Annotated in this window: 13 protein-coding genes; 6 read left to right on the top strand and 7 right to left on the bottom strand. The window is 70.9% G+C overall.

Annotated elements, in window-relative coordinates; genetic code table 11:
• Positions 1-181 precede the first annotated feature (181 nt).
• Positions 182-7051 carry a DEAD/DEAH box helicase gene (locus AB0B50_RS23615; protein ID WP_362335194.1) on the top strand — a complete coding sequence of 2290 codons (6870 nt, stop codon included), beginning with the start codon at positions 182-184 and terminating at the stop codon, positions 7049-7051.
• A complete protein-coding gene (locus AB0B50_RS23610) occupies positions 7048-9291 on the top strand; it encodes a UvrD-helicase domain-containing protein (RefSeq protein ID WP_362335191.1) in 2244 nt (747 codons plus the stop codon). The genes AB0B50_RS23615 and AB0B50_RS23610 overlap by 4 nt, the downstream gene beginning before the upstream one ends.
• Before the next feature lie 8 nt (positions 9292-9299).
• Here the strand turns inward: AB0B50_RS23610 and AB0B50_RS23605 are convergent, their stop codons facing one another.
• Together AB0B50_RS23605 and AB0B50_RS23600 are read right to left on the bottom strand one after the other, a co-directional pair.
• The gene (locus tag AB0B50_RS23605) at positions 9300-10622 is read right to left on the bottom strand and encodes an SWIM zinc finger family protein (protein WP_362335864.1); all 1323 of its coding nucleotides are present in this window, start codon (positions 10620-10622) and stop codon (positions 9300-9302) included.
• Positions 10623-10792: 170 nt separating this feature from the next.
• Positions 10793-13819 carry a DEAD/DEAH box helicase gene (locus AB0B50_RS23600; protein WP_362335861.1) on the bottom strand — a complete coding sequence of 1009 codons (3027 nt, stop codon included), beginning with the start codon at positions 13817-13819 and terminating at the stop codon, positions 10793-10795.
• Positions 13820-14196: 377 nt separating this feature from the next.
• Here AB0B50_RS23600 and AB0B50_RS23595 point away from each other — a divergent pair, with 377 nt between their 5' ends.
• Genes AB0B50_RS23595 through AB0B50_RS23580 form a run of 4 tightly spaced genes read left to right on the top strand, consistent with a single transcriptional unit; the run spans position 14197 to position 18101 of the window.
• Positions 14197-15165: a metallophosphoesterase gene (locus AB0B50_RS23595; protein ID WP_362335188.1), complete on the top strand. Its 969-nt coding sequence runs from the start codon at positions 14197-14199 to the stop codon at positions 15163-15165.
• A gap of 19 nt (positions 15166-15184) precedes the next feature.
• Complete coding sequence (locus AB0B50_RS23590; RefSeq protein WP_362335185.1) at positions 15185-16579, top strand: MFS transporter; 1395 nt, start codon at positions 15185-15187, stop codon at positions 16577-16579.
• Complete coding sequence (locus AB0B50_RS23585) at positions 16576-17637, top strand: hypothetical protein (RefSeq protein ID WP_362335182.1); 1062 nt, start codon at positions 16576-16578, stop codon at positions 17635-17637. The genes AB0B50_RS23590 and AB0B50_RS23585 overlap by 4 nt, the downstream gene beginning before the upstream one ends.
• 50 nt (positions 17638-17687) lie before the next feature.
• Positions 17688-18101 (top strand): RidA family protein, encoded by a 414-nt coding sequence (locus AB0B50_RS23580; protein ID WP_362335179.1) that lies wholly within the window; start codon positions 17688-17690, stop codon positions 18099-18101.
• On the opposite strand, the gene AB0B50_RS23575 is transcribed toward AB0B50_RS23580, so the two are convergent.
• The 5 genes from AB0B50_RS23575 to AB0B50_RS23555 form a co-directional block, all read right to left on the bottom strand.
• Positions 18098-19201 (bottom strand): glycoside hydrolase family 6 protein, encoded by a 1104-nt coding sequence (locus AB0B50_RS23575; protein ID WP_362335176.1) that lies wholly within the window; start codon positions 19199-19201, stop codon positions 18098-18100. The two genes, AB0B50_RS23580 and AB0B50_RS23575, sit on opposite strands and share 4 nt — an antisense overlap.
• Before the next feature lie 135 nt (positions 19202-19336).
• Positions 19337-20287, bottom strand: a complete 951-nt coding sequence (pip, locus tag AB0B50_RS23570) for a prolyl aminopeptidase (RefSeq protein WP_362335173.1) — start codon at positions 20285-20287, stop codon at positions 19337-19339.
• A gap of 25 nt (positions 20288-20312) precedes the next feature.
• Positions 20313-21503, bottom strand: a complete 1191-nt coding sequence (locus AB0B50_RS23565; RefSeq protein WP_362335170.1) for an MFS transporter — start codon at positions 21501-21503, stop codon at positions 20313-20315.
• 9 nt (positions 21504-21512) lie between these two features.
• Positions 21513-22253 (bottom strand): uracil-DNA glycosylase, encoded by a 741-nt coding sequence (locus tag AB0B50_RS23560; RefSeq protein ID WP_362335167.1) that lies wholly within the window; start codon positions 22251-22253, stop codon positions 21513-21515.
• A gap of 44 nt (positions 22254-22297) precedes the next feature.
• Entirely contained in the window at positions 22298-23836 is a 1539-nt protein-coding gene (locus tag AB0B50_RS23555) for a Na+/H+ antiporter NhaC family protein (RefSeq protein ID WP_362335858.1), read from the bottom strand.
• Positions 23837-23847 lie beyond the last annotated feature (11 nt).

The following is a 23847-nucleotide window of genomic DNA, read 5'->3' as shown; positions in this document are numbered from 1 at the left end:
GGAAGGCGCGAACACCTTTTGGTCAGGGTCAATGGCACCCACATGGCACACCAGGATGAGCCATGTCATTTCCGCGCGATCCAGGCAACGTTCCGCTCATACGAGCCGTGATTCGAAGGACGTCCTCAGTTGCCCGCTATACGGTTGACCTGGACAACAGCCTGGTACGAAGGAGTACGTCGTGAGGCCCACCCTGGCCGCCGCCCAGATCCGCGGCAGTCTGACCCAGTACCTCACGACGACCTACGCCCTCACCGACGGCGACACCCGCATCGCTCTGGAGCGGTTCCTCGGGCACCCCGAGACGGGGATCTTCCGCGGCCCCTATCTGCGTATCAGGACGCCGTTCCACACGGCGGACGACGGGTGGCAGCGACACCTCGAGTGGATCCCCGGCTTCCCGCCGTACCGTCACCAGGCCAAGGCCTGGGAGCGACTCTCCACCCTCCACGGGCCGGCCCGGCCCACGCTCATCACCACCGGGACCGGATCCGGAAAGACCGAGTCCTTCCTCGTGCCCGTCCTGGACCACTGCCGCCGTGAGAAGGCGCAGGGGCGGCGCGGAATCAAGGCCGTGCTGCTGTACCCGATGAATGCCCTCGCCACTGACCAGGCGGGCCGAATCGGGGACTACCTCGCGCAGCCTGAGCTCGCTCAGGTCACTGCCGGCCTCTACATCGGCGACCGGCCCGACACCGATTTCCGGCGTGTGCTGACCCGGCGCGAAGAAATGCGGGTCTCGCCTCCGGACGTGTTGATCACCAACTACAAAATGCTCGACCTGCTGTTGCAGCGCGGGGAGGACCGGCCGCTGTGGGAGGGCACCGACATCACGTATGTGGTGCTCGACGAGTTCCACACGTACGACGGTGCCCAGGGCACCGATGTCGCCATGCTGCTGCGCAGACTGGCGTCTGCCACAGGGAAGAGCCGTCCCGGACGACCACTCGGGTCGATCTGTCCCGTGGCCACGTCAGCAACACTCGGCGAGGGCGGGGGCGGAAGCTCCGGCAGTCAGGACCGCGGGATCCTCGACGTGGCTGAGCAGGTCTTCGGGATGCCTTTCCCCGAGGACGCGGTCATCGGCGAAGAGAGAATGTCCGCCGGGCAATTCACCGGAGAGGTCGATTACGAACTGCCTGAACCCCCGTCCCCCAAGGAAGTCATTGAGAGCTCCGGTGGGCCGGGGGTCGAGGCCCGACCCGATGCACTGGATCTCGATGGGCTCGCCGAAAGACTGCTCGGGCGGCGTGGCCTCGATGCGTTTCAGATCGGCAGGCTGCTCAAGAGGCATGACTTCACGCACGGTGTGCTGTCACTCCTGGACGGCGAGCCGCTCAGTGAATGGGAACTGCGCGACCGGATGAGCCGGTTCGGATATGCATGGGGGCGAGCTGCCAGGGAGAACCCGCGGCTGGTACTGCAGGCCCTCTCTCGGTTCGTGGCGTTGCTGTCCGCGGCCCGAGATCCCGAGTCGGACGAGAAGCGCCCACGGCCGCTGCTCCACGTCGAGGCCCATCTCTGGGTGCGGCCCGTCACACGTGTACTCCGCGGTGTCGGGCCGAGCCCCGAATTCCGGTGGTACGAAGATGACCGCACCGCCGCGCGCCGTGCGGCCCTCGCGGCGCCTCCCGCCGGAATCGGCGAAGAGGACGAGCGGTCGTCCGGGGGCTGGCCATCGGGCGACGCACGGCGAGCGCAGGCACAGCCCGGGTCGGATACTGCAGCACGCCCCGCCGCCGTGCATCTGCCGGCCGTCTACTGCCGCAATTGCGGGCGGTCCGGCTGGGCCGCCCTGTCACCCGAGGCAGATCCGCAGCAGCTCGTCATGGCGCAGGACAAGGTGTGGCGCGCGGGGGTCGGGCGTGACAAGCGGCGGATTCGGTACTTCATCGCCGCCACCCCCGCCGAGCGAGACGATGCCCTCAACGCCCTCACGGGTGCCAAACCGTCCTCAGGCGGCGTCACCCCCCTCTCGGTCGTGGTGCTTGATGGAGCGCAGGGGACCTACCGCATGCCGGTGGCCACGGATCGCGATGACCTGCAGGACGGGTGGTTCGCACTCGCCATCACGGAAAAGAAGTCGGCGGACAAGGCAGCCGTCGACGACCGCTGCCCGGCCTGCAACACCGACAACGGCATTCGGTTCCTCGGTACCGCGCTGGCTGCCCTCGCCTCCGCCACAGTCACGCAGTTGTTCACCGGCGGTGACATCGCGCTCGTCCCGGAGGAGCGCAAGACGCTCCTCTTCAACGACTCGACCCAAGATGCCGCGCACCGTGCCGGATACGTCGCCAATGCCTCGTACAAGTTCTCGCTGCGATCGCTACTCGCCCACAATCTCGCGGATTCAGGTGAGCCCCTGGTGCTCAACGACCTGATCGGGAACGTGCTCGACTCCGTCGACGACCCCCAGGCGCTGGCCGCCGTCGTGCCACCGGATCTGCACGACGAACCGGGCGTGGACCGGCTGCTGTCCGGGCGTGGCACAGGCGACGCCCGGACATGGAAGCTCATCGGGGAGCGGCTTGCTTTCGCCACCGTGATGGAGTTCGGGCTGCGTTCGCGCCAAGGTCGCACTCTCGAGCTCACCCGCACTGCCGCAGCCGAGATCGCCCTTCCCGATCCGGAGCGCATCACCGCCCTCGCCAGGGATCTACATCTGTCCCTGCCGGGACAACTGGTGGCGACGGGCGAGCTTCCGACGTCCGATCGCTATCTGGCGTTCGTGCGCGGCCTGCTGGAGCGCGTCCGATTGCGCGGAGGCGTGCGGCACCGCTGGCTGGAACCGTGGATGCGCGACGCGGGCGTCACTCGGTTCAAAGTGTGGGGCGGGCGACCGGACGGCATGCCGGCTTTCCCCGACGGAGTTGCAGCCCCTCGCTTCCTGTTGGACGCGCCGAAGGAGAAGTCGTCCTTCGACGCCGCGACCGGCAGACTCGGCTGGTACCAGGACTGGACCCGGCGGTGCCTCGGCCTCGACGCAGCGGGAGCCGGTGAGTATCTGCGCAGGCTGCTGCCCGTAATGGCCGAGGAGCGCCTCCTCGCAGTCCGGACAGCACAGGATCGGACGACCCGCGTGTACGGGCTGCAACCGGGCCACATTCAGGTGTGCCTGCTCGACGACGAGGCGGTAAACAAAGCGTTCGTGAGTTGCGCGGACTGCGGCTGGGAACAGGTCGTCCTGCCTGATCGCAGGACGCGTTGGTACGGCCATCCGTGCCCTCGCTATCGATGCAAGGGCATGCTGCGGCCTCCGCAGTCCGATGTCACCGTCAACAACACCAACACCTCCGGCAGCTTCGGCGGTTCGCGCGAACGCGACTACCAGAACGACTACTACCGCCGGCTGTACATGACAGGCGGTACCTTCCGCGTGGTCACGGCGGAACACACAGGCATGCTGACCCGACCGCAGCGCGAACGCGTGGAGCGGACCTTCAGGGACGGCACGCACTACACCGACCCGAATGTGCTGTCCTGCACCCCCACACTCGAACTCGGCATCGACATCGGCGACTTGTCGGCCGTACTCCTCGGCTCACTGCCGAAGGGCCCGGCCAACTACGTCCAGCGCGCCGGGCGGGCCGGCCGCAAGACCGGCAATGCACTGGTGCTCGCTTTCGGCGGACGTCGTGCGCGTGACCTGTACTACCTCGACGAGCCGCGAGAGATGATCGCAGGCGACATCGTGCCGCCCGGGTGCTACCTGTCCGCGGTGGAGATCCTGCGTCGCCAGTACACGGCGCATCTGCTGGACCTCGCTGCCCGAGAGCTGCTCACCACTGCCGATGGTGAGCAGCTTCAGCCAGTCCCGCGGCTGGTATCGGCGCTCTTCGGTACCACCGGTTGGTGCCAGGACCTCGCGGATGCCGCCCTCACCCACGGCGCCTCCCTGATCGAAGACTTCCTGGCTCTCTTTCCCGGCTCGGGCACGGACCGCACAGGAGTCTCCGCTCATGCCGCCGACGAGCTGCGGACGTATGCGACAGGCGGAATCGTCCGTGCCCTGCAGGAGGCCGAGGAAGACTGGACAGCGCGGCGCGAGGACCTGCGGCGGCGGATCGCAGCCATCGACGCGGCGATGGACGGCCTCGTCCGGTCCGACCCCGAACAGGACCGGGAGCACAGGGAGTTGCTTGCGGAGCGGCGCGCCACAAGTGATTTGTTGCGCGAACTGAGCCAGACCAGCGCCCATGGTGCACTGGTCGACCTCGGCCTCCTGCCGAACTACAGCCTCGCCGATACGACCACTCAGTTGGAAGCCACCCTCTATTGGACCGAGGAGCAGGCTGACGGAGACCAAGAGGCAGGCGGCGCCAAGAAGACGTACCGCAGTGAAGTACGGGACTACGAGCGGTCCCGCAGACTCTCCCTCTCCGAACTCGCGCCTGGCAACAGCTTCTACGTCAACGGCTACAAACACGTCGTACGCGCCCTGGACATCGGCAGCCCGGACCGTCGCGCCTGGTCGGTGTGGCGGCTCTGCCCTGCCTGTGGCTATGCGAGGACCGAGAACGCCAAGTCGGATACGTCACCGTGTCCGCGCTGCAACGGCCGGGAAATCGCAGACGCCGGGTGCGTCCAGTACGTGCTCGAGCCCAAGCGCGTCATCGCCAGGGACAAGCGCGATGACGCGCGTGTCCGGGACGACAAGGATGAGCGGGATCGCCGCCGTTACGCCATGCTCACCACGGTCGACATCGACCCGGTCCACCTGGCGCCGGGATCATGGCGGCATGAAACGGCCATCTTCGGCGTGGACTTCTCTCGGCGTGCCGTGATCAGAACGCTCAACGTGGGGCTCGATCGCCAGGACGGCAGCAGCACCGCCCCCATCGCCGGAGATGATGTCCGGCTCAACCCCTTCTACGTATGTACTAGTTGCGGTGGCTCCACCGCTGACGGCCGCCCTGTAGTCGAGCAGGCCCAAAGCGCCCTCACCGAGTCCTTGGCGTCCAGCACGAGAGCCAGCGCCCACCACTTGTTGTGGTGCCCGCGCCGCAAGACGCGGTCCACGGGCACCGACGGGCAGGGCAACGGTCAGGACGTGCCGCTGTTGCTCGCCCACGAACTCGTCACGGAAGCCGTACGCATCCTGCTCCCGGCTTCCGTCGCGCGGGCCAAGGAGCGGCTTGCGTCCTTCACCGCCGCTCTGTTCGTGGGTATCGCTGCTCGGTACGGCGGCGACCCCGATCACATCGACATCGCTGCTGCCTCGATGCCTGACGGCACCGACACCGAATGGCCCCGACGCTTCCTCGTCGTCTACGACCGGCTCCCTGGCGGCACCGGCTATCTTCACCGCCTCGCATCCGCGGACGGGTTCCGGGAGGTGTTGCTCAAGGCACGGGAGGTGATCGAGGGCTGCCCGTGCATCGAGAAGGGTCTTGACGGCTGCCACCGCTGCCTCCTGCGCCGCGTCCCGGCCACCGACTACGACCGGGTCAGCAGGAACGAAGTGCGGCAGATGCTGGACGAGTTGCTCGGAGAGAGCGGCGAGGGCTGGAGGACCTCGCCGGTCGCCACCACGCACCACATCCCTCTGGAACGTCAGGCCGAGAGTGATCTCGAGGTCATGTTCATCGACACTCTCAAGCAGTGGGCCGGTCAGCCCGACTCGCAGGCCAGCGCGGACGCATACACGACCACGGCAGGCACCTACTCGCTGGACCTACGGCTGACCGGCTCGGACGGGGCCACGCTCAGCTGGCGGGTTTCCCAGCAACGCGTCCTGGACGGAACACGGCCGGATGTGCTCTTCGAGCGCTTGGACGCTCCTGGCCCACGCCTCGCGCTCTATCTCGACGGTTACGAATTCCATGCCAGTGCCAAGCACAACCGGCTTGCTGACGACGCCACCAAGCGCACGCGCCTGCGCGCTGAGGGACTACGGGTCTTCCAGCTCACGTACTACGACGTCAAGGCATGGCGCGCTCAGGTACGAGACACCGGCTACGCCGCCGCGGGCCCGATCGATCCGGCGTGGCAGCCGTATGGAGACAATGGGCAGCGGCAAGCCCGCGACTACTACGCCAAGACACACGGCGGTCTGCCGGGCGAGCTGGCCGAGAATGTATGGATCAATCCGGCAGACCTTCTGCTCGCCTACCTCCGCTCTCCCGATGCGGCGGTATGGCTTTGGCGGGCAGAGGCTGTCGTGGCAGGGCTGACGGGCACTCGGCCCGATGTGGCCGCCGTGCCCGAGGAGGCCGTGGGCGCCCAATTCGCCGCCGCGTTGCGAGGAACTCCCCTGCACGGTCGGAGCGGGCCGATTCGCGTCCTCGCCGCAGTCGATCAGTCCGGATGTCGGATCACAGCAGCGGTGGACGGCCGGCGCAAGCCCCCTGCCTGGACAGCTGTCACGACCCTGGACGACAGCGCCGCCGCTGTCGCGGACACCGATGCGCACAAGAAGCGCTGGCGAGCCTGGCTGTTCTGGAGCAACCTGCTGCAATTCCTCGAACACGGTGGAGGCGACAGTGCCCAGCTCACCACGAGCCTTCTGGACGGATTCTCCACCGATGCCCTCACGGTCACCGGTGGTGCCGGATGGCTGACATCCACGCGGATCGACCTCGGACTGGTCGGGGAACCCGAGGTCCAGGAAGCAACACAGTTGGTTACAGACCCCCAACCAGACATCGTGGAACAGGAATCCGAGCCCAGGACCACGGGCTGGGAATCGATCCTGGATCTCCTGGATCCGGAGGAGCCAGATCTCCTGCTGCTGGCCGTCGCGCTCGCCTCCAGCGCAGTGCCTGCGCCCGTGGACGGCTTCGAACTCGACGACCACGGCTGGATGGCCGAGCTGGCCTGGCCGGACCGCAAGGTCGGCGTGGTAGCCGCCCATCGCCCCGTGGGCACCGATCCGGACTATGAAGCAGAGGACCGGGACAGGGCATTCGCAGCCGCCGGGTGGGAGGTGCGATCCGCGAGCGATTGGACCGCCGAAGACCTGGCCCAACGACTCGGCGCACAAACACCCACGACCAGCGCACAGAGTGACCGGCAAGACGAAGGAACAACCCACGGGGAGCCCCACCGATGAACACCACGAGTGTGACGCTGCGTCTGCTCGACAAAGCCGACAAGGAGATCCTCAAACTCCCCCGCACCGTCAAAGGCGCCTTGTACGACTTTCAGCACAAGTTCAAGGCCAATCCACAGGCCACGGGGCTTCAGCTGAAGCAGCTGAAGGGGGACAGCAGGCTCTGGTCCGCACGCGTCAACGACGAGTACCGCGCCCTGCTGTTGAGGCTGGCCGACAACGACTGGCTGATCGCCTCCGTCAAGCACCGCAAAGAGGCCTACGAGAATCTCGATCGGCTCGCCTACGGCATCAATCAGGTCACGGGCGGTATCGAGTACGTCGACCTGCAGGTCGTCGAGGAAAGCGTGCTCCGACGGGCAGCTCCCGCGCGGCCCGCCCCGGCCCCCCTCCCCAAGGCGCCGGCCGAACGACCTCAGCCAGAGCCTCTCTTCGCCGGCTTCTCGGACCAACAGCTCACCGAGCTCGGCGTGGCCGAACCGCTGGTACCGGTGGTCCGCACTCTCACCACTGAGGACCAACTGCTCGGACTCATCGAGTATGCGCCTCAGCTGACCGGCGAGATTCTACTTTCGCTCTTCGACGGCAAGTCGTTCGACGACGTTCTGGAGCAGGTGACGGCCCCTGTCACCGCACCCGAGCCAATCGACACCGAGGACTTCCAGGCCGCCGCAGAACGCCCGGCGACGATGGTTACGACAACCGACGAGGCGCTTCGCGAAGCCCTTGAGGGCGAGGACTTCGGGCGCTGGAAAGTCTTCCTTCACCCCACCCAGTCCAAGTTGGTGGAGCGCGACTACTCCGGTCCCGCTCGCGTCGGTGGTGGCCCTGGCACAGGGAAGACCATCGTCGCCCTGCACCGCGTCAAGCATCTCGTCGAGAATCTTCCGCAGGGCCGCAACAAACCAGTGCTGCTCACCACGTACAACAAGAACCTCGCCGCCGACCTCCGCGCCCGGTTGCTGGAGCTCGGCGGTGAACAGCTGCTGTCGCGCGTCGAGATCAGCCACGTCGACCAGGTGGCCCTGCGCGTGGTTCGGGAGGCCGAACCCGGCAGCAGCAAGCAGACCATCGACGACAACCAAGTGCTCCGCGAGTGGCGTTCCATGCTCGACGAGCTCGGGGAAACCAGGTGGGACGCGGAATTCCTGCACGACGAGTGGACCCAGGTGATCCTTGGCCAGGCCGTCGTCTCCCGAACCGAGTACTTCCGTGCGCGCCGAGCCGGCCGCGGCCGTAACGTCACGCGCGGCGAACGCGCCGAGATCTGGCAGCTCGCTGAGAAGTTCACTCAGCGGCTCGATCGGCTGAGCCGCCAGACGTGGGCCCAAGTCGCCGAACGAGCCGCCCGTCTGGAGATGGAGCGCGAGCAACGAATCCGAGCTGTCGAACAGCAACGGGCGGAATCCGGAGGACTCGACAACATCCACCTGCAGGACGGTTCGGCGGGCTGGCTCCGATACCGCTACCAGCACATCGTCGTGGACGAAGCCCAGGACTTGCGGCCTGGTCATTGGAAGCTGCTCCGGGCAATGGTGGCACGGGATCGCAACGACATCTTCCTGGTCGGCGACACACATCAACGCATTTACAACAACCAAGTGACGCTCGGCAGCCTGGGAGTCAACATCCGTGGCCGCTCAGCAAAACTGACCCTCAGCTATCGCACCACGCGGCAGATTCTCGGGTCAGCACTCGAGGTCCTGAGTGGCGAGACGTTCGACGATCTCGACGGCAACGCAGAGTCCCTCGCCGGGTATCGGTCCGTCCTCAGTGGCGCCCGTCCGCAGCTTCACGGCAGTGCCGACTGGGCATCGGAGTGCGAGTCCATCGCCGCCCTCGTCGCCGAGTGGGACGACATCCCCCGGGAACAGATCGCCATCTGCGTTCCGACCAATGCGATGGCCCGCGAAGTGGCTGTAGCGCTCGCACCATCAGGCATCAGAGCGGTTGAGATCGGTCCCGACGGCCCACGTGGTGACGACGGAGTACACATCGGCACCATGTTCAGGTTCAAGGGACTTGAATACCAGCGCATGATCATCGCTGGTGTCAGCGAGGGCCTGGTACCACGGCAGGCCGTAGTACAGCTTCGGCGCACCGACGCATTGCGCTATCGACGCGAACTGCAGCGCGCCCGTTCATTGCTGTTCGTGGCAGCGACGCGGTCACGTGATGCCCTTGCCATCTTCTGGCACGGTGCGCCGAGCCGGTTCCTGGAGCCCTTGCTGCCGTCGTGAAATCGACGTCAGGTTTCGAGCACTCCCGCGACCGCCCCCACCGGATCCACGTCCGCCTCCCCCTCCGGCCACCAGTCGTCCGCGCCCGGCTCGCTTCGGTAGGGGTACCAGCGGGCGTCGTGGCCGAAGCGGAGTTGGAGGGAGCCGTCCGCGTTCGTGAGGTGGTTGCGGTGGATCGTCATGCGGGGGAGGTCCGCCGCGGTCAGGGCGCCGCGGGCCCGGTCGAAGGGGCCCGCCGGGGGGTCCCAGGGGGATTCGAGGACCGCCAGGCCCTCCTCGCCGCCCTGGCGCCAGGCCGCCGCCGCCCGGGAGAGGTCCGCGGGGGTGCTCCCCACCGACCTGGCCAGCTCGGCGAACTGGCGGCTGAAGGTGCGGCGGCCTGTGAGGCCGGGGTGCGAGGCGGCGAGACGGACCGCGTCGTGCCAGGGGGACACGGACGTGAAGGGGTCCGCGCCTGTGGTGAGGTACGCGTGTCCTTCGGTGAGGTACGCGTGGGCGCGTGCTGCCGCGTCCGTGACCAGGAACTCCAGGGCCGTCGGGTCCGGGGCGCCGGGGAGGGCCGGCAGGACCGGGGGTTCGCCCGGGTGGGCCGGTGGCGCCATGGGGGGCGGCAGCGGGGAGCGGTAGTTCGTGGCCAGGGCCTCGCGGGCCGGGATGCCGGGCAGGGGCGGGCCCTCCTGAGGTGTCTCCTCGGATGTCTCTTCGGGTGCCCCTTCGCCGACCGCCGCCTTCGCTCCCTCCGCCGCCTCCGCCGCCGACCTGTGCGCGTTGCGGCGCGCCAGTTCGTCCAGGAGGTCCTGCTCCTCGCCGCCCCGCATCAGCAGCAGGACGAAGGGATCGGCGTCCAGGAGCCGGGCCGTCTGGTAGGCCAGGGCGGCCGCGTGCTTGCAGGGGTGGCCCCGGTCCGGGCAGGTGCAGGCCGGGGCCAGCTCGCGGGCGCCGGGCAGGAGCGGGACGTCCGCCCGCACCGCCGCGTCGGCCAGGGCGTGCGGCATCTCCTTGTCGAGGAGCGCCGCGATGTGCGCGGGGTCGGTGGCCACCGCGTCCAGGAAGCGGTCCCAGTGCTCGGGGAGCATCGTCCGCAGGCGGATCTCCGCGCGGTAGGGGCGGGGGCGGCTGCCGTGGACGTACGCGACGATGCGGCCCGGCGCGACGGTGATGGTGTCCACCGCTCCCTCGCGCGCATACGTGCGGCCGCGTGCCAGGCGTGCCTGGTCCAGGGCGCTCTCCTCCAGCGCGTCGATCCAGGCGTTGCCCCACCAGGACGCGGCGAAGGGCGCCGTGGGGTCGGGGTGGGCCGGCAGCGCGGGGAAGACGCGGCCGCTGCCCATGCGGCTCGTCTCACTCATCCCGCTGGCCCAGCCCAGGCCACCGCCACGACCGCCGCCCGGCCGGGACGCGCCGCCCGGACTGCCACCCCGCCGGGACGCACCGCCACTCCCGCCGCCTTGCCGGGACGCACCGCCCGGCTCGCCGCCCCGCCCGGTTCCGCCCCGCCCGCTCATGCCGTCCTCCTCAGCGCCACCAGGTCCGCCAGCTCCGCGTCGGACAGTTCGGTGAGCGCCGCCTCGCCGCCGTCACCGAGGACCGCCTCCGCCAACGCCCGCTTCGCCGCGAGGAGTTCGGCGACGCGGTCCTCGACCGTGCCCTCGGTGACCAGGCGGTGGACCTGGACCGGCTGGGTCTGGCCGATGCGGTAGGCGCGGTCGGTGGCCTGCTCCTCGACCGCGGGGTTCCACCAGCGGTCGTAATGGATCACGTGGCCCGCCCGGGTGAGGTTCAGGCCCGTGCCCGCCGCCTTCAACGACAGAAGGAACACCGGGATCTCGCCGGACTGGAAGCGGTCCACCATCTCCTCGCGCCGCGCCACCGGCGTACCGCCGTGCAGGAGTTGGGAGCGGATGCCCCTGGACGACAGGTGCGTCTCCAGGAGGCGGGCCATCTCCACGTACTGCGTGAAGATCAGGACCGCGCCCGCGCTCTCGGACTCCGCGAGGATGGTGTCGAGCAGCTCGTCCAGGAGCTCCAGCTTGCCCGACCGCGAACGCCCGGTCCGTGTCGTGAGGGCACCGTCCTTCAGATACTGCGCCGGGTGGTTGCAGATCTGCTTCAGCGCCATCAGGAGCTTCATCACCAGGCCGCGGCGCGCCATGCCGTCCGACGCCTCGATGCGGGCCAGCGTCTCGCGCACCACCGCCTCGTAGAGCGAGGTCTGTTCGCGGGTGAGCGTGACCGGGTGGTCCGTCTCGGTCTTCGGCGGCAGCTCCGGGGCGATCCCCGGGTCCGACTTCTTGCGGCGCAGGAGGAAGGGGCGGACCAGACGTGCGAGACGGTCCAGGGCCTCGTCGTTCGCAGAGGTCTCAGCGGGCGCGCCGCCTTCCACCAGGCGCGCGTGGCGGGCGCGGAACGCCTTCAGGGGGCCGAGCAGACCCGGCGTCGTCCAGTCGAGCAGGGCCCAGAGCTCGGAGAGGTTGTTCTCGACGGGGGTGCCGGTGAGCGCGACACGGGCCGCCGAGGGGATCGTGCGGAGCGCCTTCGCCGTCGCCGCGTGCGGGTTCTTCACGTGCTGCGCCTCGTCCGCGACCACCAACCCCCAGCTCCGGACGGCCAGTTCGGGAGCGCTCGTACGCATCGTGCCGTACGTGGTGAGGACGAAGCCGCCGGTCAGTCCGGCGAGGCTGCGGCCCGCGCCGTGGAAGCGGCGGACCGGCACGCCCGGCGCGAACCGCTCGATCTCCCGCTGCCAGTTGCCGAGCAGCGACGCGGGGCAGACCACCAGCGTCGGCGCCGAACCGCCGCCCCGTGCGCGGTGCAGATGGAGGGCGATGACCGTGATCGTCTTGCCGAGGCCCATGTCGTCGGCGAGGCAGCCGCCGAGGCCGAGCGAGGTCATGCGGTCCAGCCAGGCCAGGCCGCGGAGTTGGTAGTCCCGCAGGGTCGCGTGCAGGCCGGGCGGCTGGGCGACGGTGTCGAGGTCGCCCGTCACGCGCTCGCGCAGCCTCGCAAGGGCGCCGATGGGCACGGCGGGCACCCGCTCGCCGTCCACCTCCGCCGTGCCGGTGAGCGCCACGGACAGGGCGTCCACCGGGTCGAGCAGGCCGAGGTCGCGCTTGCGCGCCTTGCGAACGAGCTCGGGGTCGACCACGACCCACTGGTCACGGAGACGGACGACCGGGCGGTGCGCCTCCGCGAGCAGGTCGAGCTCCGCCTCCGTCAGCGGTTCTTCCGCCTGGTCACCCAGCGCCAACTGCCAGCGGAATTCCAGGAGTTCCTCGGTCTTGAAGAAGTCGAAGTTGTCGGCGGCGGTACCGGGGGCCGGGCGGACGACGGCCGTCGCGGTGAGGCCGCGGGTCAGCTCCCTCGGCCAGTGCACGGCGACGCCTGCCGCGCCGAGCCGACCCGCCGCCGCGCCCAGGAGGTCGTACAACTCCTCCTCGCTCAGCGGCAGTACGTCCGGGCGCGGCCGCTCCAGGAGCCTCGCGAGCGGCGGCCAGACGCGGGCCGCGCGGCGCAGCGCGAGCAGCGTGTCCACACGGGCGCGCGGCCCGAAGTGGTCGGTGCCGGCCCAGAGCCCCGGCACGTCGGTGACCAGGGTCGGATCGGCGAGGCTGTGCACCTGCACGACGGCGGCGGCCGGGCTGGCCACCGCCGCGCGGGGAACCCTCGCGGCGGAGCCCGCATCAGCGCCGCCGGAGCCGCGGGAGTCGTCGGAGCCGGAGGGGGCGTCGGAGCCGGAGGGGGCATCGGAGCCGGAGGAGGCGTCGGAGCCGGAGGAGGCGTCGGAGCCCTCCGCCCCGTCGAACACCTCGTGCGCCCGAAGGTCGAGCCGCAGCGACACCCGTACGCCCGCGTCGACCCCGGCCGCGACCTCCGCCGCCCAGTCCCGGGCGCCCGGCAGCCGCTGCGGCTCACGCGCGGCGAAGGGCGCGCCCACCGCGAACGCGGCCGCGGGGGTACGCGGCAGGACGTCTACCACCGCATCGACGAAGGCCCTGACCAGCGCGAACGGCTGGGGCAGCTGCAACGGCCCGCGCCCCGATGACGGCAGCGGCACCGCGTGGCCCTCGGCGGGCAGGGCGGCGGCGACGGCCCGCAGCTGGGCGACGTCGGCCTCCTCCAGCGGTCCCGCGCGCCAGGCGTCCAGGTCCCCCGCGGTCAGGCCGGGCAGCACCCTTCCGCGCGCCGCCAGGTGCAGCGCGTGCCGGGCTGCGGCGGCCCAGCAGGCCACGGCGGGATGCGGGCGCGCGGCACCGAGCAGCAGCGGTACGGCGTCGGCGACGGGCAGGAACAGCGCGGGCACCGTGCGGCCACGGGCGCCCTTGCCGTGCTTGCGGGCGACGGTGAGATCACCGCGCACGCCGAAGGGCTCCCCCTGCGCGCCGTCCAGCCCGCGCCCCTCGGGAAGCTCCCCGCCGTCCGCCCGCCAGAACGCGACCCGCCCCGCCCGCGGCAGCTCCGCCGGAAGGAAGACGGCGGCGCAGGAACGCACGAGAAGGGCCCGGTCGCCCGCCACCGCATCCGCCGTCATCGCCACCGCCCAGCTCAACCCCTGCTCACCCGGCTCTCACACCGGCACTTTCCCGAACCGCCACCCTAGGCGAGACCACTGACAACCCCCGGGAGCCCAGGCTCCCGCCCCAGAGGTGTAGGCCCCCACCCCTTCAAAGGCGCAAGCCCCCGCCCCCCCCCAGAGGCGCAGGCCCTCCCCCCTCAGAGGCGCAGCCCCCCCCACCCCTGGCAACCGCCTGCGGACGACCAACGGATGAACACTGGAAGGAAAGTTTCCTAACAATAGTTCACCCGGAGTTCTTGACGCGCACATGCCGCATCGCCAGGATTCCCCCGAGACGGCCAGACATCCACACCGACCGACCGGCACCCCCCACGCCAATCGAGGAGACGGACATGTCGCCCACCCCCCGCGCCATGAACTCCCGCACGAGCAACTCCCGTACACACAAGGCCCGTTGGGGCATCCCTGTGGCTGCGGGCGCCTCGCTCGCCCTCGTCGGTGGCGTACTGCTCTGGTCGCCCGCCGAGGAGGCCGACGCCTCCCCCACCGCCGAGCCGAGGGCCGGCTTCACCGCGGTCGCCGCCGGAGACATCGCCGAGCAGTGCACGTCGAGCAGCAGCAGCTGCAAGCACCCCAAGACCGCGGCCCTGGTCAAGCAGATCAACCCGTCCTTCGTGATGACCATGGGCGACAACCAGTACGACGACGCGCGCCTGAAGGACTTCCAGAACTACTACGACAAGTCCTGGGGCGCCTTCAAGAGCAAGACGCGCCCCGTCCCCGGCAACCATGAGACGTACGACCCGGCGGGCGCGCTCAAGGGCTACAAGTCCTATTTCGGGTCCGTCGCCTACCCCGACGGCGAGAGCTACTACAGCTACGACCAGGGCAACTGGCACTTCATCGCGCTCGACTCCAACAGCTTCGACGACGACGCGCAGATCGACTGGCTCAAGGCCGACCTCGCCGCCAACTCCAAGAAGTGCGTGGCCGCGTACTGGCACCACCCGCTCTTCTCCTCGGGCGAGCACGGCAACAACCCGGTCAGCCGCCCCGTCTGGAAGCTGCTCCACGACAACAAGGCCGAGCTGGTCCTGGGCGGCCACGACCACCATTACGAGCGGTTCGCCCCGCAGAACCCGGACGGCAAGGCCGACGCCAACGGCATCGTCGAACTGCTCGGCGGCATGGGCGGCGCCAACCCGTACAAGATCGAGGAGGTGCAGCCCAACAGCCAGAAGCGGATCACGAACACCTTCGGCGTCGTCAAGCTGAACTTCACCGACACGGGCTTCTCCTGGAACCTCGTCGCCACCGACGGCTCGACGAAGGACACGAGCCCGTCCTACGAGTGCCGCTGAGACCAGCGGGAGCCCAACGATGTACCTCGCTTCCAACGGCGCGGTGACCAAGACCAAGGGCGACGCGGCCGCCGCGGTCCCGGAGAAGTCCGGGACCGCGCGCGGCCGCGTCGCGGGGCCCGTCCTCGCGCTCGGCGCGGTCAGTCTGGTCACGGACATCTCCTCCGAGATGGTCACCGCCGTCCTGCCGCTCTACTTCGTCCTCCAACTCGGCCTGTCCCCCTTGGCGTTCGGTTTCCTCGACGGGCTCTACAACGGCGTGACCGCGCTGGTGCGCCTCGCCGGCGGGTACGCGGCCGACCGCGGCGGGCGGCACAAGCTCGTGGCCGGCGGCGGCTACGCCCTCTCCGCGCTCTCCCGGCTCGGCCTGCTCCTCGCGGGCGGCGCCACCGCGGGGATCGGCGCGGCGCTGGCCGCCGACCGCATCGGCAAGGGGGTGCGCACCGCGCCGCGCGACGCCCTCATCTCGCTGAGCAGCCCGCCCGACGCGCTGGGCCGCGCCTTCGGCGTGCACCGGGCGATGGACACCACGGGCGCGCTGCTCGGTCCGCTCGCCGCGTTCGCGCTGCTGTGGGCGACCGCGGACGCGTACGACGCCGTGTTCGTGGTCAGCTTCTGCTTCGGGCTGCTCGGCGTCCTGATGCTGGTCGCGTTCGTGCCAGGGCACACGGCCGTCGCCGCTCCGGACCGCCGGACAGCCACCGCCCAGCGGCACAAGGCACTCGACCTCCTCCGCATCCCGGCCTTCCGGCGCGTCCTCCTGGCGGCGGCGCTGCTCGGCGCGGCCACCATCGGCGACGCGTTCCTCTACCTCCTCCTCCAGCGGCGGCTCGACTTCGCCGTGTCGTGGTTCCCGCTCCTTCCGCTGGGCTCCGCCGCCGTCTATCTGCTGCTCGCGATCCCGGCCGGGCGGCTCGCCGACCGCACGGGGCGGCGCGTGCCGTTCCTCGCGGGACACGCGGCACTGCTCGGCGGCTACCTCCTGCTGCTCTCGCCCACCGGCGGCTGGCCCCTGCTCGTCGGCGTCCTGCTGCTGCTCGGCGTCTTCTACGCCGCCACCGACGGCGTCCTGATGGCCCTCGCCGCACCCGTGGTCGCCCCGGAGCGGCGGGCCAGCGGCATGGCCGTGCTGCAGACGGGGCAGGCCCTCGCCCGGCTCGTCGCCGCCGCCGGGTTCGGCGCGGCGTGGACCCTTTGGGGCGTCGGGCCCGCGCTGACCTGCGCGTCCTTCGCCCTGGCCGCGGCGCTCGCGGGGGCGACGGCGCTGCTTCCTCGTACGGAGACGCCCCTGTTCCCGCCCACCGGGACGGCCCCGAGCCCCCGGGCCGGGACGGCTCAGCTCCCCCAGTCCGGGACCACTCCGCACCCCCAGTCCGGGACGGCTCCGCACTCCCCCACCGAAAGGCCCTCATGACCCGGCCCGACACCGGCACCGCAGCCACCACCACCGGCGCCACCGCCGCCGCCACCGCTCCGCGGTCCCTGCGCGCCCGCATCGTCGCGGTCGCCACGGCCGCCGCCGTCCTCGCGGGCGTCGCGGTCGCGTACACCCTGCACGCGGCCCAGCGCGCCGAATCGGCCGACGCCACTTCGGAGTTCGGCCTCGACCGGGGGCAGCTGTACTTCCGCAGCACGGAGGCGGGCGCGGGCCGCGTGGCCCGGCTCCCCTCGTCCGGCGGGACGGCCCCCGGAAAGGGGCCGCGCACCACCGGCGGCCCCTCCTGCGAACGCTTCTACGCCGCCGCGGGCACCGGACTCTGTCTGCAGCGCCGCGCCGGGATCCCGCCCAAGTCCTACGCCGTCGTCCTGGACGACCGGCTCCGCGAGAAGCGCCGCATCGCGCTGACCGGCATCCCCAACCGGGCGCGCGTCTCGGCGTCGGGCCGGATGCTGTCCTGGACGATGTTCGCCACCGGCGACTCCTACGCGGGCTCGTCCTTCTCCACCCGCACCTCGATCCTGGACACCCGCACCGGCTACCTGATCAAGAACATGGAGGAGATCCCCCTCACGATCGACGGGCGCCGCTACCACGCGCCCGACGTCAACTACTGGGGCGTGACCTTCGCGAAGGACGACAACCGCTTCTACGCGACCGTCTCGACCAAGGGCAGGACGTATCTCGTGCGCGGCGACATGAGGAAGTGGGCGGCGACCGCGCTGCGCGAGAACGTCGAATGCCCGTCCCTCTCCCCCGACAACACGCGCCTCGCCTTCAAGAAGCGCGTAAGCAAGGGCACTTCGGACCCGTGGCGGCTGTACGTCCTGGACCTCCGCACGATGCGCGAGCGCCCGCTCGCCGAGCGGCGCAACGTCGACGACCAGGCCGCCTGGCTGGACGACGACACCCTCGCCTACGCGCTGCCGGGCGAGGACGGCCGCAAACAGGACATCTGGTCGACCCCCGCCGACGGCACCGGGAAGCCCACCTTGCGGGTACGGGGCGGGAGTTCACCGGCGGCGGTGCGCTGAACGGCGACAATTCGGATGCGTACGCGGCCGGGGTCCCGCACGATCGCCGTATGACCACCCCCGAACGCACCGTCGTGCCCACCCTCTTCCCGCCTCCCGGATACGCCCACGCCGCCGTCGTCGAAGCGGGGACCCGCCTCGCGTTCATGGCGGGCTCCGTCCCCCTCGACCCCGAGGGGAAGCTCGTCGGCGAGGGAGACGTCTCCCGGCAGACCGCGCAGGTCATCGCCAACCTCGACGAGGCGCTGCGGGCGGTGGGCAGCGATCTGTCGCAGGTGGTGGCCAGCACGGTGTACGTGGTCGGCGACGGCTCCGCGGCGCTCACCGAGGCATGGGAGGTCGTCCGCGGCTGCGACCTGCACGCGGGCCCGCACACCTCGACCCTGCTCGGCGTCTCCTGCCTCGGCTACCCCGGCCAGCTCGTGGAGATCACCGCCACCGCGGTCGTCCCCGAACGCCCTTAGCCGCGCGCCCGCTTGGCGAGGCCGAGCGCGTACTCGGGCCACCACTGCCCCGCGCGCGGCCCGCCCCTGCACGTCCCGTCGGACTCGCCGGGCCGCTTGATCCACAGATAGGCGTCGAGCGCGGGGGCGCCGGTGCGGGTGGTGGGCGGGGTGCCCAGCGCGCGGCCCGGTGGATTGCACCAGGCCTGGACGCCGTCGTAGGGACCGTTGCCGTTGCGGCTGCTGTCGACGACGAAGTGCTTGCCGCCGCCGAGCGCCTTGGCGAGCCGGTGGCCGTAGGCGGAACTCGCCCTGTTCGTCTGGTAGTTGGAGACGTTCAGGGCGAAGCCGTCGGCGTGGGCGATCCCGGCGCGGCGCAGCGGCGTGACCAGGCGCCGCTCGTCGGGGATCCAGCTGGCGTTGCCCGCGTCGAGGTAGACCCTGGTGTGGGGCCTGCTCCCCAGCCGCTGCACCGCGTAGGCGAGCAGGTCGTAGCGCTCCCGGGCGTCCGCGCGCGGACATCCCGCCACCAGTTGGGCCACGGCGTCGGGTTCGACGATCACGTACGCGCCGCGGGTGCCGAGCCCCGCGGCGAACGCGTCGATCCACCGGCGGTACTGGGCCGCGTCGCGGGCGCCGCCCGATGAGTACTCGCCGCAGTCGCGGTGCGGGATGAAGTAGGCGACGAGGACCGCGGTGCGGCGCGCCTTGGCCGCCGCCTCGACATGGGACCGCACGACGGCGCCGGGCCCGTCCTTGTTCAGCCAGACGGCCTGCGGGCGCCCCGCGATGCGCTCGACGAGCCGGGCTTCGGCGATACGGCCCTGCCTGCGCCACTGGGCGACCTGGCGGACGGCCGCGCTGTGCGGGTCGACCCAGAAGGCGGGGGCGGCTTCCTCGACGGGGGCGCCTTCCTCGGCGAGGACGGCTTCCCCGGCGCGAGGCTCCCCGGCGCGGGGCTCCCCGGCCCGGGACGTGGGCACCGCGCCGGAGGCCTCCGCGCAGCCGGTGGCCGCCGCGCCCAGGAGGAGAGCGGCGGCGACAACGCGCGTGAGGGAGGAGAGACGGGGACGGGGATGGGAACGGGGACGGGGCAGGCGGGAGGACGACGGCTGGGACACCGGGCGGCTCCAGGGTGCTCGGCGCCGGCCGTACCCGGCGCGTTCCCCGGAGTCTGCGGTCGCCCCGCCCCGGCGGCGGCCCGTCCCCCACCGAGGCGTCGGCAGTTCACCCGGAAGATCACTCCGACGGCAGCATCAGCCCCGGAAGCGGTCCGTCGCCGCCACCAGTTCGTCGGAGATCCCCCGCGCGCCCGCGTCGTGCCCCACATCGTCCACGACGACCAACTCGCTGCCGGGCCACGCCTGATGGAGCCGCCACGGGATGCCGGTGAGATTGCCGAAGTCCAGGCTCCCCTGTACCAGCACGCCCGGAATCCCCGCGAGGGAAGGCGCGTCCCGCAGGACCACCTCGTCCCCGCCCAGCCAGTGGTCGTTGGCGAAGTAGTGCGAGACGGTGCGGGCGAAGCCCGCCCTGAACGCCGCGTCCTCGTACCGCGGCACGGACCGCGGCGCCGCCGGCACGCACGCGGTCTCCCAGTCCGTCCAGGAGCGTGCGGCGGCGGCCCGCACCTCGGGGTCGGGCGACTCCAGAAGGCGGTTGTAGGCGGCGGCCAGGTCGCCGTCCCGCTCCCCCTCGGGAACCCCCTCGCGGAACGCCTCCCACGCCTCGGGGAAGACCCGCCCGAGGCCTCGCGTCAGGAGCCCCACCTCGGCCCTGCTGCCCGTGGCGACGCCCGTGAGGACCAGTTCCGAGACCCGGTCCGGGTACGTCTGCGCGTACCTCAGGCCCAGGACGGAGCCGAACGAGACGCCCCACACCAGCCACCGCTCGACGGCCAGATGGCGCCGCAGCAGCTCCAGGTCGGCGAGCAGATGCTTCATCGTGTTGACGCCCATGTCGGCGGCCGGGTCGCTCGCGTGCGGCGTGGAGCGGCCCGCGCCCCGCTGGTCGAGCAGGCAGATCCGGTAGGCGTCGGGGTCGAAGTACCTGCGGAAGAAGGGCGTGCAGCCGGAGCCGGGTCCGCCGTGCAGCACCACGGCGGGCTTGCCCAGCGGATTGCCGCAGACCTCCCAGTACACGTGGTTGCCGTCGCCGACGTCGAGCATGCCGTGGTCGTAGGGTTCGATGTCCGGATAGAGGCCCATCGCGGCACCTTAACTCGGCGCCGGGTCAGTCCGCCTTGGCATTTCTCATCCGCCCGTACGCGTACACGCAGCCCGCGAGCGCCAGGTCCGAGAGCAGCATGAAGCCGATCGAGTACGAGTCCTTCGCACTGTAGATCGCGCCCATGACCAGCGGCGGGACGAACCCGCCGAGGCCGCCCACCGCGCCCACGATGCCCGTGACGGAGCCGACCTGCGGCTGTGGGGTGACCTGCGAGACGAGCGCGAAGACGCTGCCGCTCGCGGTGCCGAGGCCCGCCGCCATCACCAGGAAGCAGATCGTGCCCATCGGGTTCAGGGCCGGGTCGAAGGCCTGCACGACGGCGAAGAGCGCGACCACCGCGAGGGCGGCCGAGGTGACCGTGGCCGGGTGGATCCGGTCGGAGAGCCAGCCGCCGACGGGCCGGAAGACGACGGTGACCAGCGCGAAGCCGGCCGCCTTGGTCCCGGCGTCGGTGGGCGAGAGGTCGTACCAGGTCTTCAGGTACGTGGGCAGGTACACCCCGAAGGCGACGATCCCGCCGAAGCCGATCGCGTACAGCGCGGACAGTTCCCAGGTGACCCGCAGCCGTCCGGCCTGTCCGAGCCTGGTGCCCAGCGAGCTGGTGGGCACCGGCCGGTCCGGGCGGTCGGTGATGAGGAGCGCGCCGAGCACCGCGAAGGCGGCGAGCGCGATCGCCACGACGAGGAAGGGCAGGTTCTCGCCGTGCTTGGCGATGCGCGGCGTGAAGTAGCCGGAGAGGGCCACGCCGCCCATGCCCATTCCGAAGACGCCGAGCGCGAAGCCCCTGCGGGCGGGCGGGAACCAGGAGTTGACCAGCGGGATGCCGATGGCGAACGTCGTGCCGCCGAGGCCGAGCAGGAAGCCGACCGCGAGCATCGCGCCGAAGCTGTCCTTGGCCGGGATGATCAGCAGCACCGGGACGATGGTGAGCGCCGAGACCAGCGGGAACATCCGGCGGGCGCCGTAGCGGTCGGTGAGTGCGCCGACCGGGACGCGGCCCAGCGAGCCGACGATGACGGGCACGGCGACCAGGAGGGACTGCTCGAAGGAGCTCAGCCCGAGCCGGTCCTTGAAGTCGCTGCCGAGCGGCGCCACCAGGTCCCAGGCCCAGAAGGTGAGCGTGAAGCCGACGGTGGCGACGGCCAGATTGCGGTAGGCGGCGGCTGAGGGCTTGGCTGCCAGGGTCTCGTCCACGCCCCCACGCTAGGAATCACCACCCGCACCGGCCCGCTCTGCTGGGCCGTCCGGGCGTAGGCCCGCCGCCGTGGCCGCCTCGCGCAGCACGTCGCGCAGCATCGCGGGCGTCAGCCGCCCGGTGAACGTGTTGCGCTGGCTGACGTGGAAGCAGCCGAAGAGGTCAAGGGGCCCGGGGGCGCCGTCGATCCTGATGCGCGCCCCGTGCCCGAACGCCGGCCGCGGCTTCGGCACCGTCCAGCCCGCCGTCGCCAACGCGGGCAGCGCGGCCTGCCAGCCGAAGGCGCCGAGCACGACCACGGAGCGCAGCCGCGGCGCGAGCAGCCTCAGCTCGCTCACCAGCCAGGGGCGGCAGGTGTCGCGCTCCTGCGGGGTCGGCTTGTTGGCGGGCGGCGCACAGTGCACGGGCGAGGTGATGCGGGTGCCGTACAGGGTCAGTCCGTCGTCGGCGCTCTCGGCGGTGGGGCACGAGGCCAGGCCGACGTCGTACAGGGCGCGGAAGAGCACGTCGCCCGAGCGGTCGCCGGTGAACATCCGCCCGGTGCGGTTGGCGCCGTGCGCGGCGGGCGCGAGGCCGACGATCAGGAGCGCGGCGTCGTGCGGTCCGAAGCCGGGCACCGGGCGCCCCCAGTAGTCCTGGTCGGCGAAGGCCGCGCGCTTGGTGCGCGCGACCTCCTCGCGCCAGTCGACGAGGCGGGGGCAGGCCCGGCAGTCGACGAGCCGCGCGTCGAGCTCGCTCAGACCGTCCATGCCCTCCACCGTACGTACGTACGTCAGGCCAGCACGTACGTACGTCAGGTCAGCGCGGCGCCCAGGGCCACGAACGCGCAGATCAGCACGGCCAGGATGCCGAGCAGCGGCCACACGAACCGCAGGTACTTGTCGTAGCCGACCTTGGCGAGCGCGACGCCGCCGATGGTCACCGCCGTGGTCGGCACCCACAGGTTCATCCAGCCGCTGGCCGACTGCCAGGCCGTGACGACGACCGCGCGCGAGACACCGGCGAAGTCGGCGAGCGGGGCGAGGATCGGCATGGCGAGCGTGGCGTGACCGGAGGTGGAGGGGATCAGGAAGGCGAGCGGCAGGTTCACGATGAAGACGATGATCGCGAAGAGCCCGGACGACGTCCCTTTCACCACCCCCTCGATGGAGTGCAGGACCGTGTCCGTGATCTTCGAGTTGTTCATGATCGTCGTGACGCCGCGGGCCAGCAGGATCACCAGGGCGGGCGAGACGAAGTCGGCCGCGCCCTGGATGATCGTCGAGCTGAGCTTCTGCTCCCCCATCCGCGCGACGAGCCCGACGAGGACGGCCGCGCACAGGAAGAGGGCCGCCAACTGCGGGAAGGACCAGCCGAGTTCGAAGCCGTAGGGCCGCGCGTCCGCCTTGCCGGTGAGCGCGCTGGACCAGGGCACCACCGAGAAGATCATGAAGGCGAAGACGAGGCCGGTCGCGACGAGCACCGCCTTGTGCAGCCGGGTGAGCTCCGGCACCTCGCCCGCGTCGGCGGCGGACTGCTCGCGGTCGCCCGGCAGGAACCCGGACAGGGAGCGCCCTGGGTCCTTCCGCACGCGCTTCGCGTACCGGATGACGTACGCGACCGTGACGCCGGTCAGGACGATCCACATGGCGAAGCGCAGCACGATGCCGTCGCCCAGCGAGATGTCGGCGGCCGAGGAGGCGACGCCCGTCGCGAAGGGGTTCACGGTCGAGCACAGGACGCCGACGCCCGCGCCGAGGATGATCGCGCCGACGGCGGTCATGCGGTCGTAGCCGAGGGCGAGCATCAGCGGCACGATCAGGCCGTAGAAGCCCAGTGTCTCCTCCGCGAAGCCCTCGACCGTGCCGAGGACGGAGAAGACGACCATGACGCCTGCGATGAGCAGCGCGCCGCGCTCGCGCAGCCGGTGCGCGAGCCGCCCGATGCCGCGGTCGAGCGCGCCGGTGGCGAAGACGACGGTGATGAAGGCGCCGATGGCGAGCACGAAGAGGAAGACGCCCGCGCTGCCGTACAGCGAGCCGACGTTGTCGGGCGCGACCAGCGAGGTCTTCTCGTCCTGGATGCCGTAGAGGCCGTTGACCGGGGACAGGAAGAGGTCGCTCAGCCGGTCGACGAAGGACTGGCCGGAGTCGACGCGGTGGTAGGTGCCCTCGACGGGCGCGCCGGAGTCATTGCGGTCGTACTGCCCGGAGGGGATGAGGAAGGCGAGCAGCCAGACGGCGACGGTGACGATCGCGAGGACGGTCAGCGCGCTGGGAAAGGTGAACTTCCGCTTGCCTGAGGGCTTTTCGGAGGGCGCTCCGGAGGGCTCTTCGGCCGGGTCCCCGCCCACGGGTGTCTCGG

The organism is Streptomyces sp. NPDC041068 (assembly GCF_040647455.1).
GTDB lineage: Bacteria > Actinomycetota > Actinomycetes > Streptomycetales > Streptomycetaceae > Streptomyces.
Note: the sequence above shows the minus strand (reverse complement) of the source record. Positions and strands in the feature narration are given on the sequence as shown.

Coding starts and splice junctions, on each gene's coding strand:
- AB0B50_RS23585 (WP_362335182.1), top strand. CDS start 16,576: ATGACCCGGCCCGACACCGGCACCGCAGCCACCACCACCGGCGCCACC.
- AB0B50_RS23605 (WP_362335864.1), bottom strand. CDS start 10,622: ATGGGCAGCGGCCGCGTCTTCCCCGCGCTGCCGGCCCACCCCGACCCC.
- AB0B50_RS23560 (WP_362335167.1), bottom strand. CDS start 22,253: ATGGACGGTCTGAGCGAGCTCGACGCGCGGCTCGTCGACTGCCGGGCC.
- AB0B50_RS23600 (WP_362335861.1), bottom strand. CDS start 13,819: ATGACGGCGGATGCGGTGGCGGGCGACCGGGCCCTTCTCGTGCGTTCC.
- AB0B50_RS23610 (WP_362335191.1), top strand. CDS start 7,048: ATGAACACCACGAGTGTGACGCTGCGTCTGCTCGACAAAGCCGACAAG.
- AB0B50_RS23590 (WP_362335185.1), top strand. CDS start 15,185: ATGTACCTCGCTTCCAACGGCGCGGTGACCAAGACCAAGGGCGACGCG.
- AB0B50_RS23595 (WP_362335188.1), top strand. CDS start 14,197: ATGTCGCCCACCCCCCGCGCCATGAACTCCCGCACGAGCAACTCCCGT.
- pip (WP_362335173.1), bottom strand. CDS start 20,287: ATGGGCCTCTATCCGGACATCGAACCCTACGACCACGGCATGCTCGAC.
- AB0B50_RS23580 (WP_362335179.1), top strand. CDS start 17,688: ATGACCACCCCCGAACGCACCGTCGTGCCCACCCTCTTCCCGCCTCCC.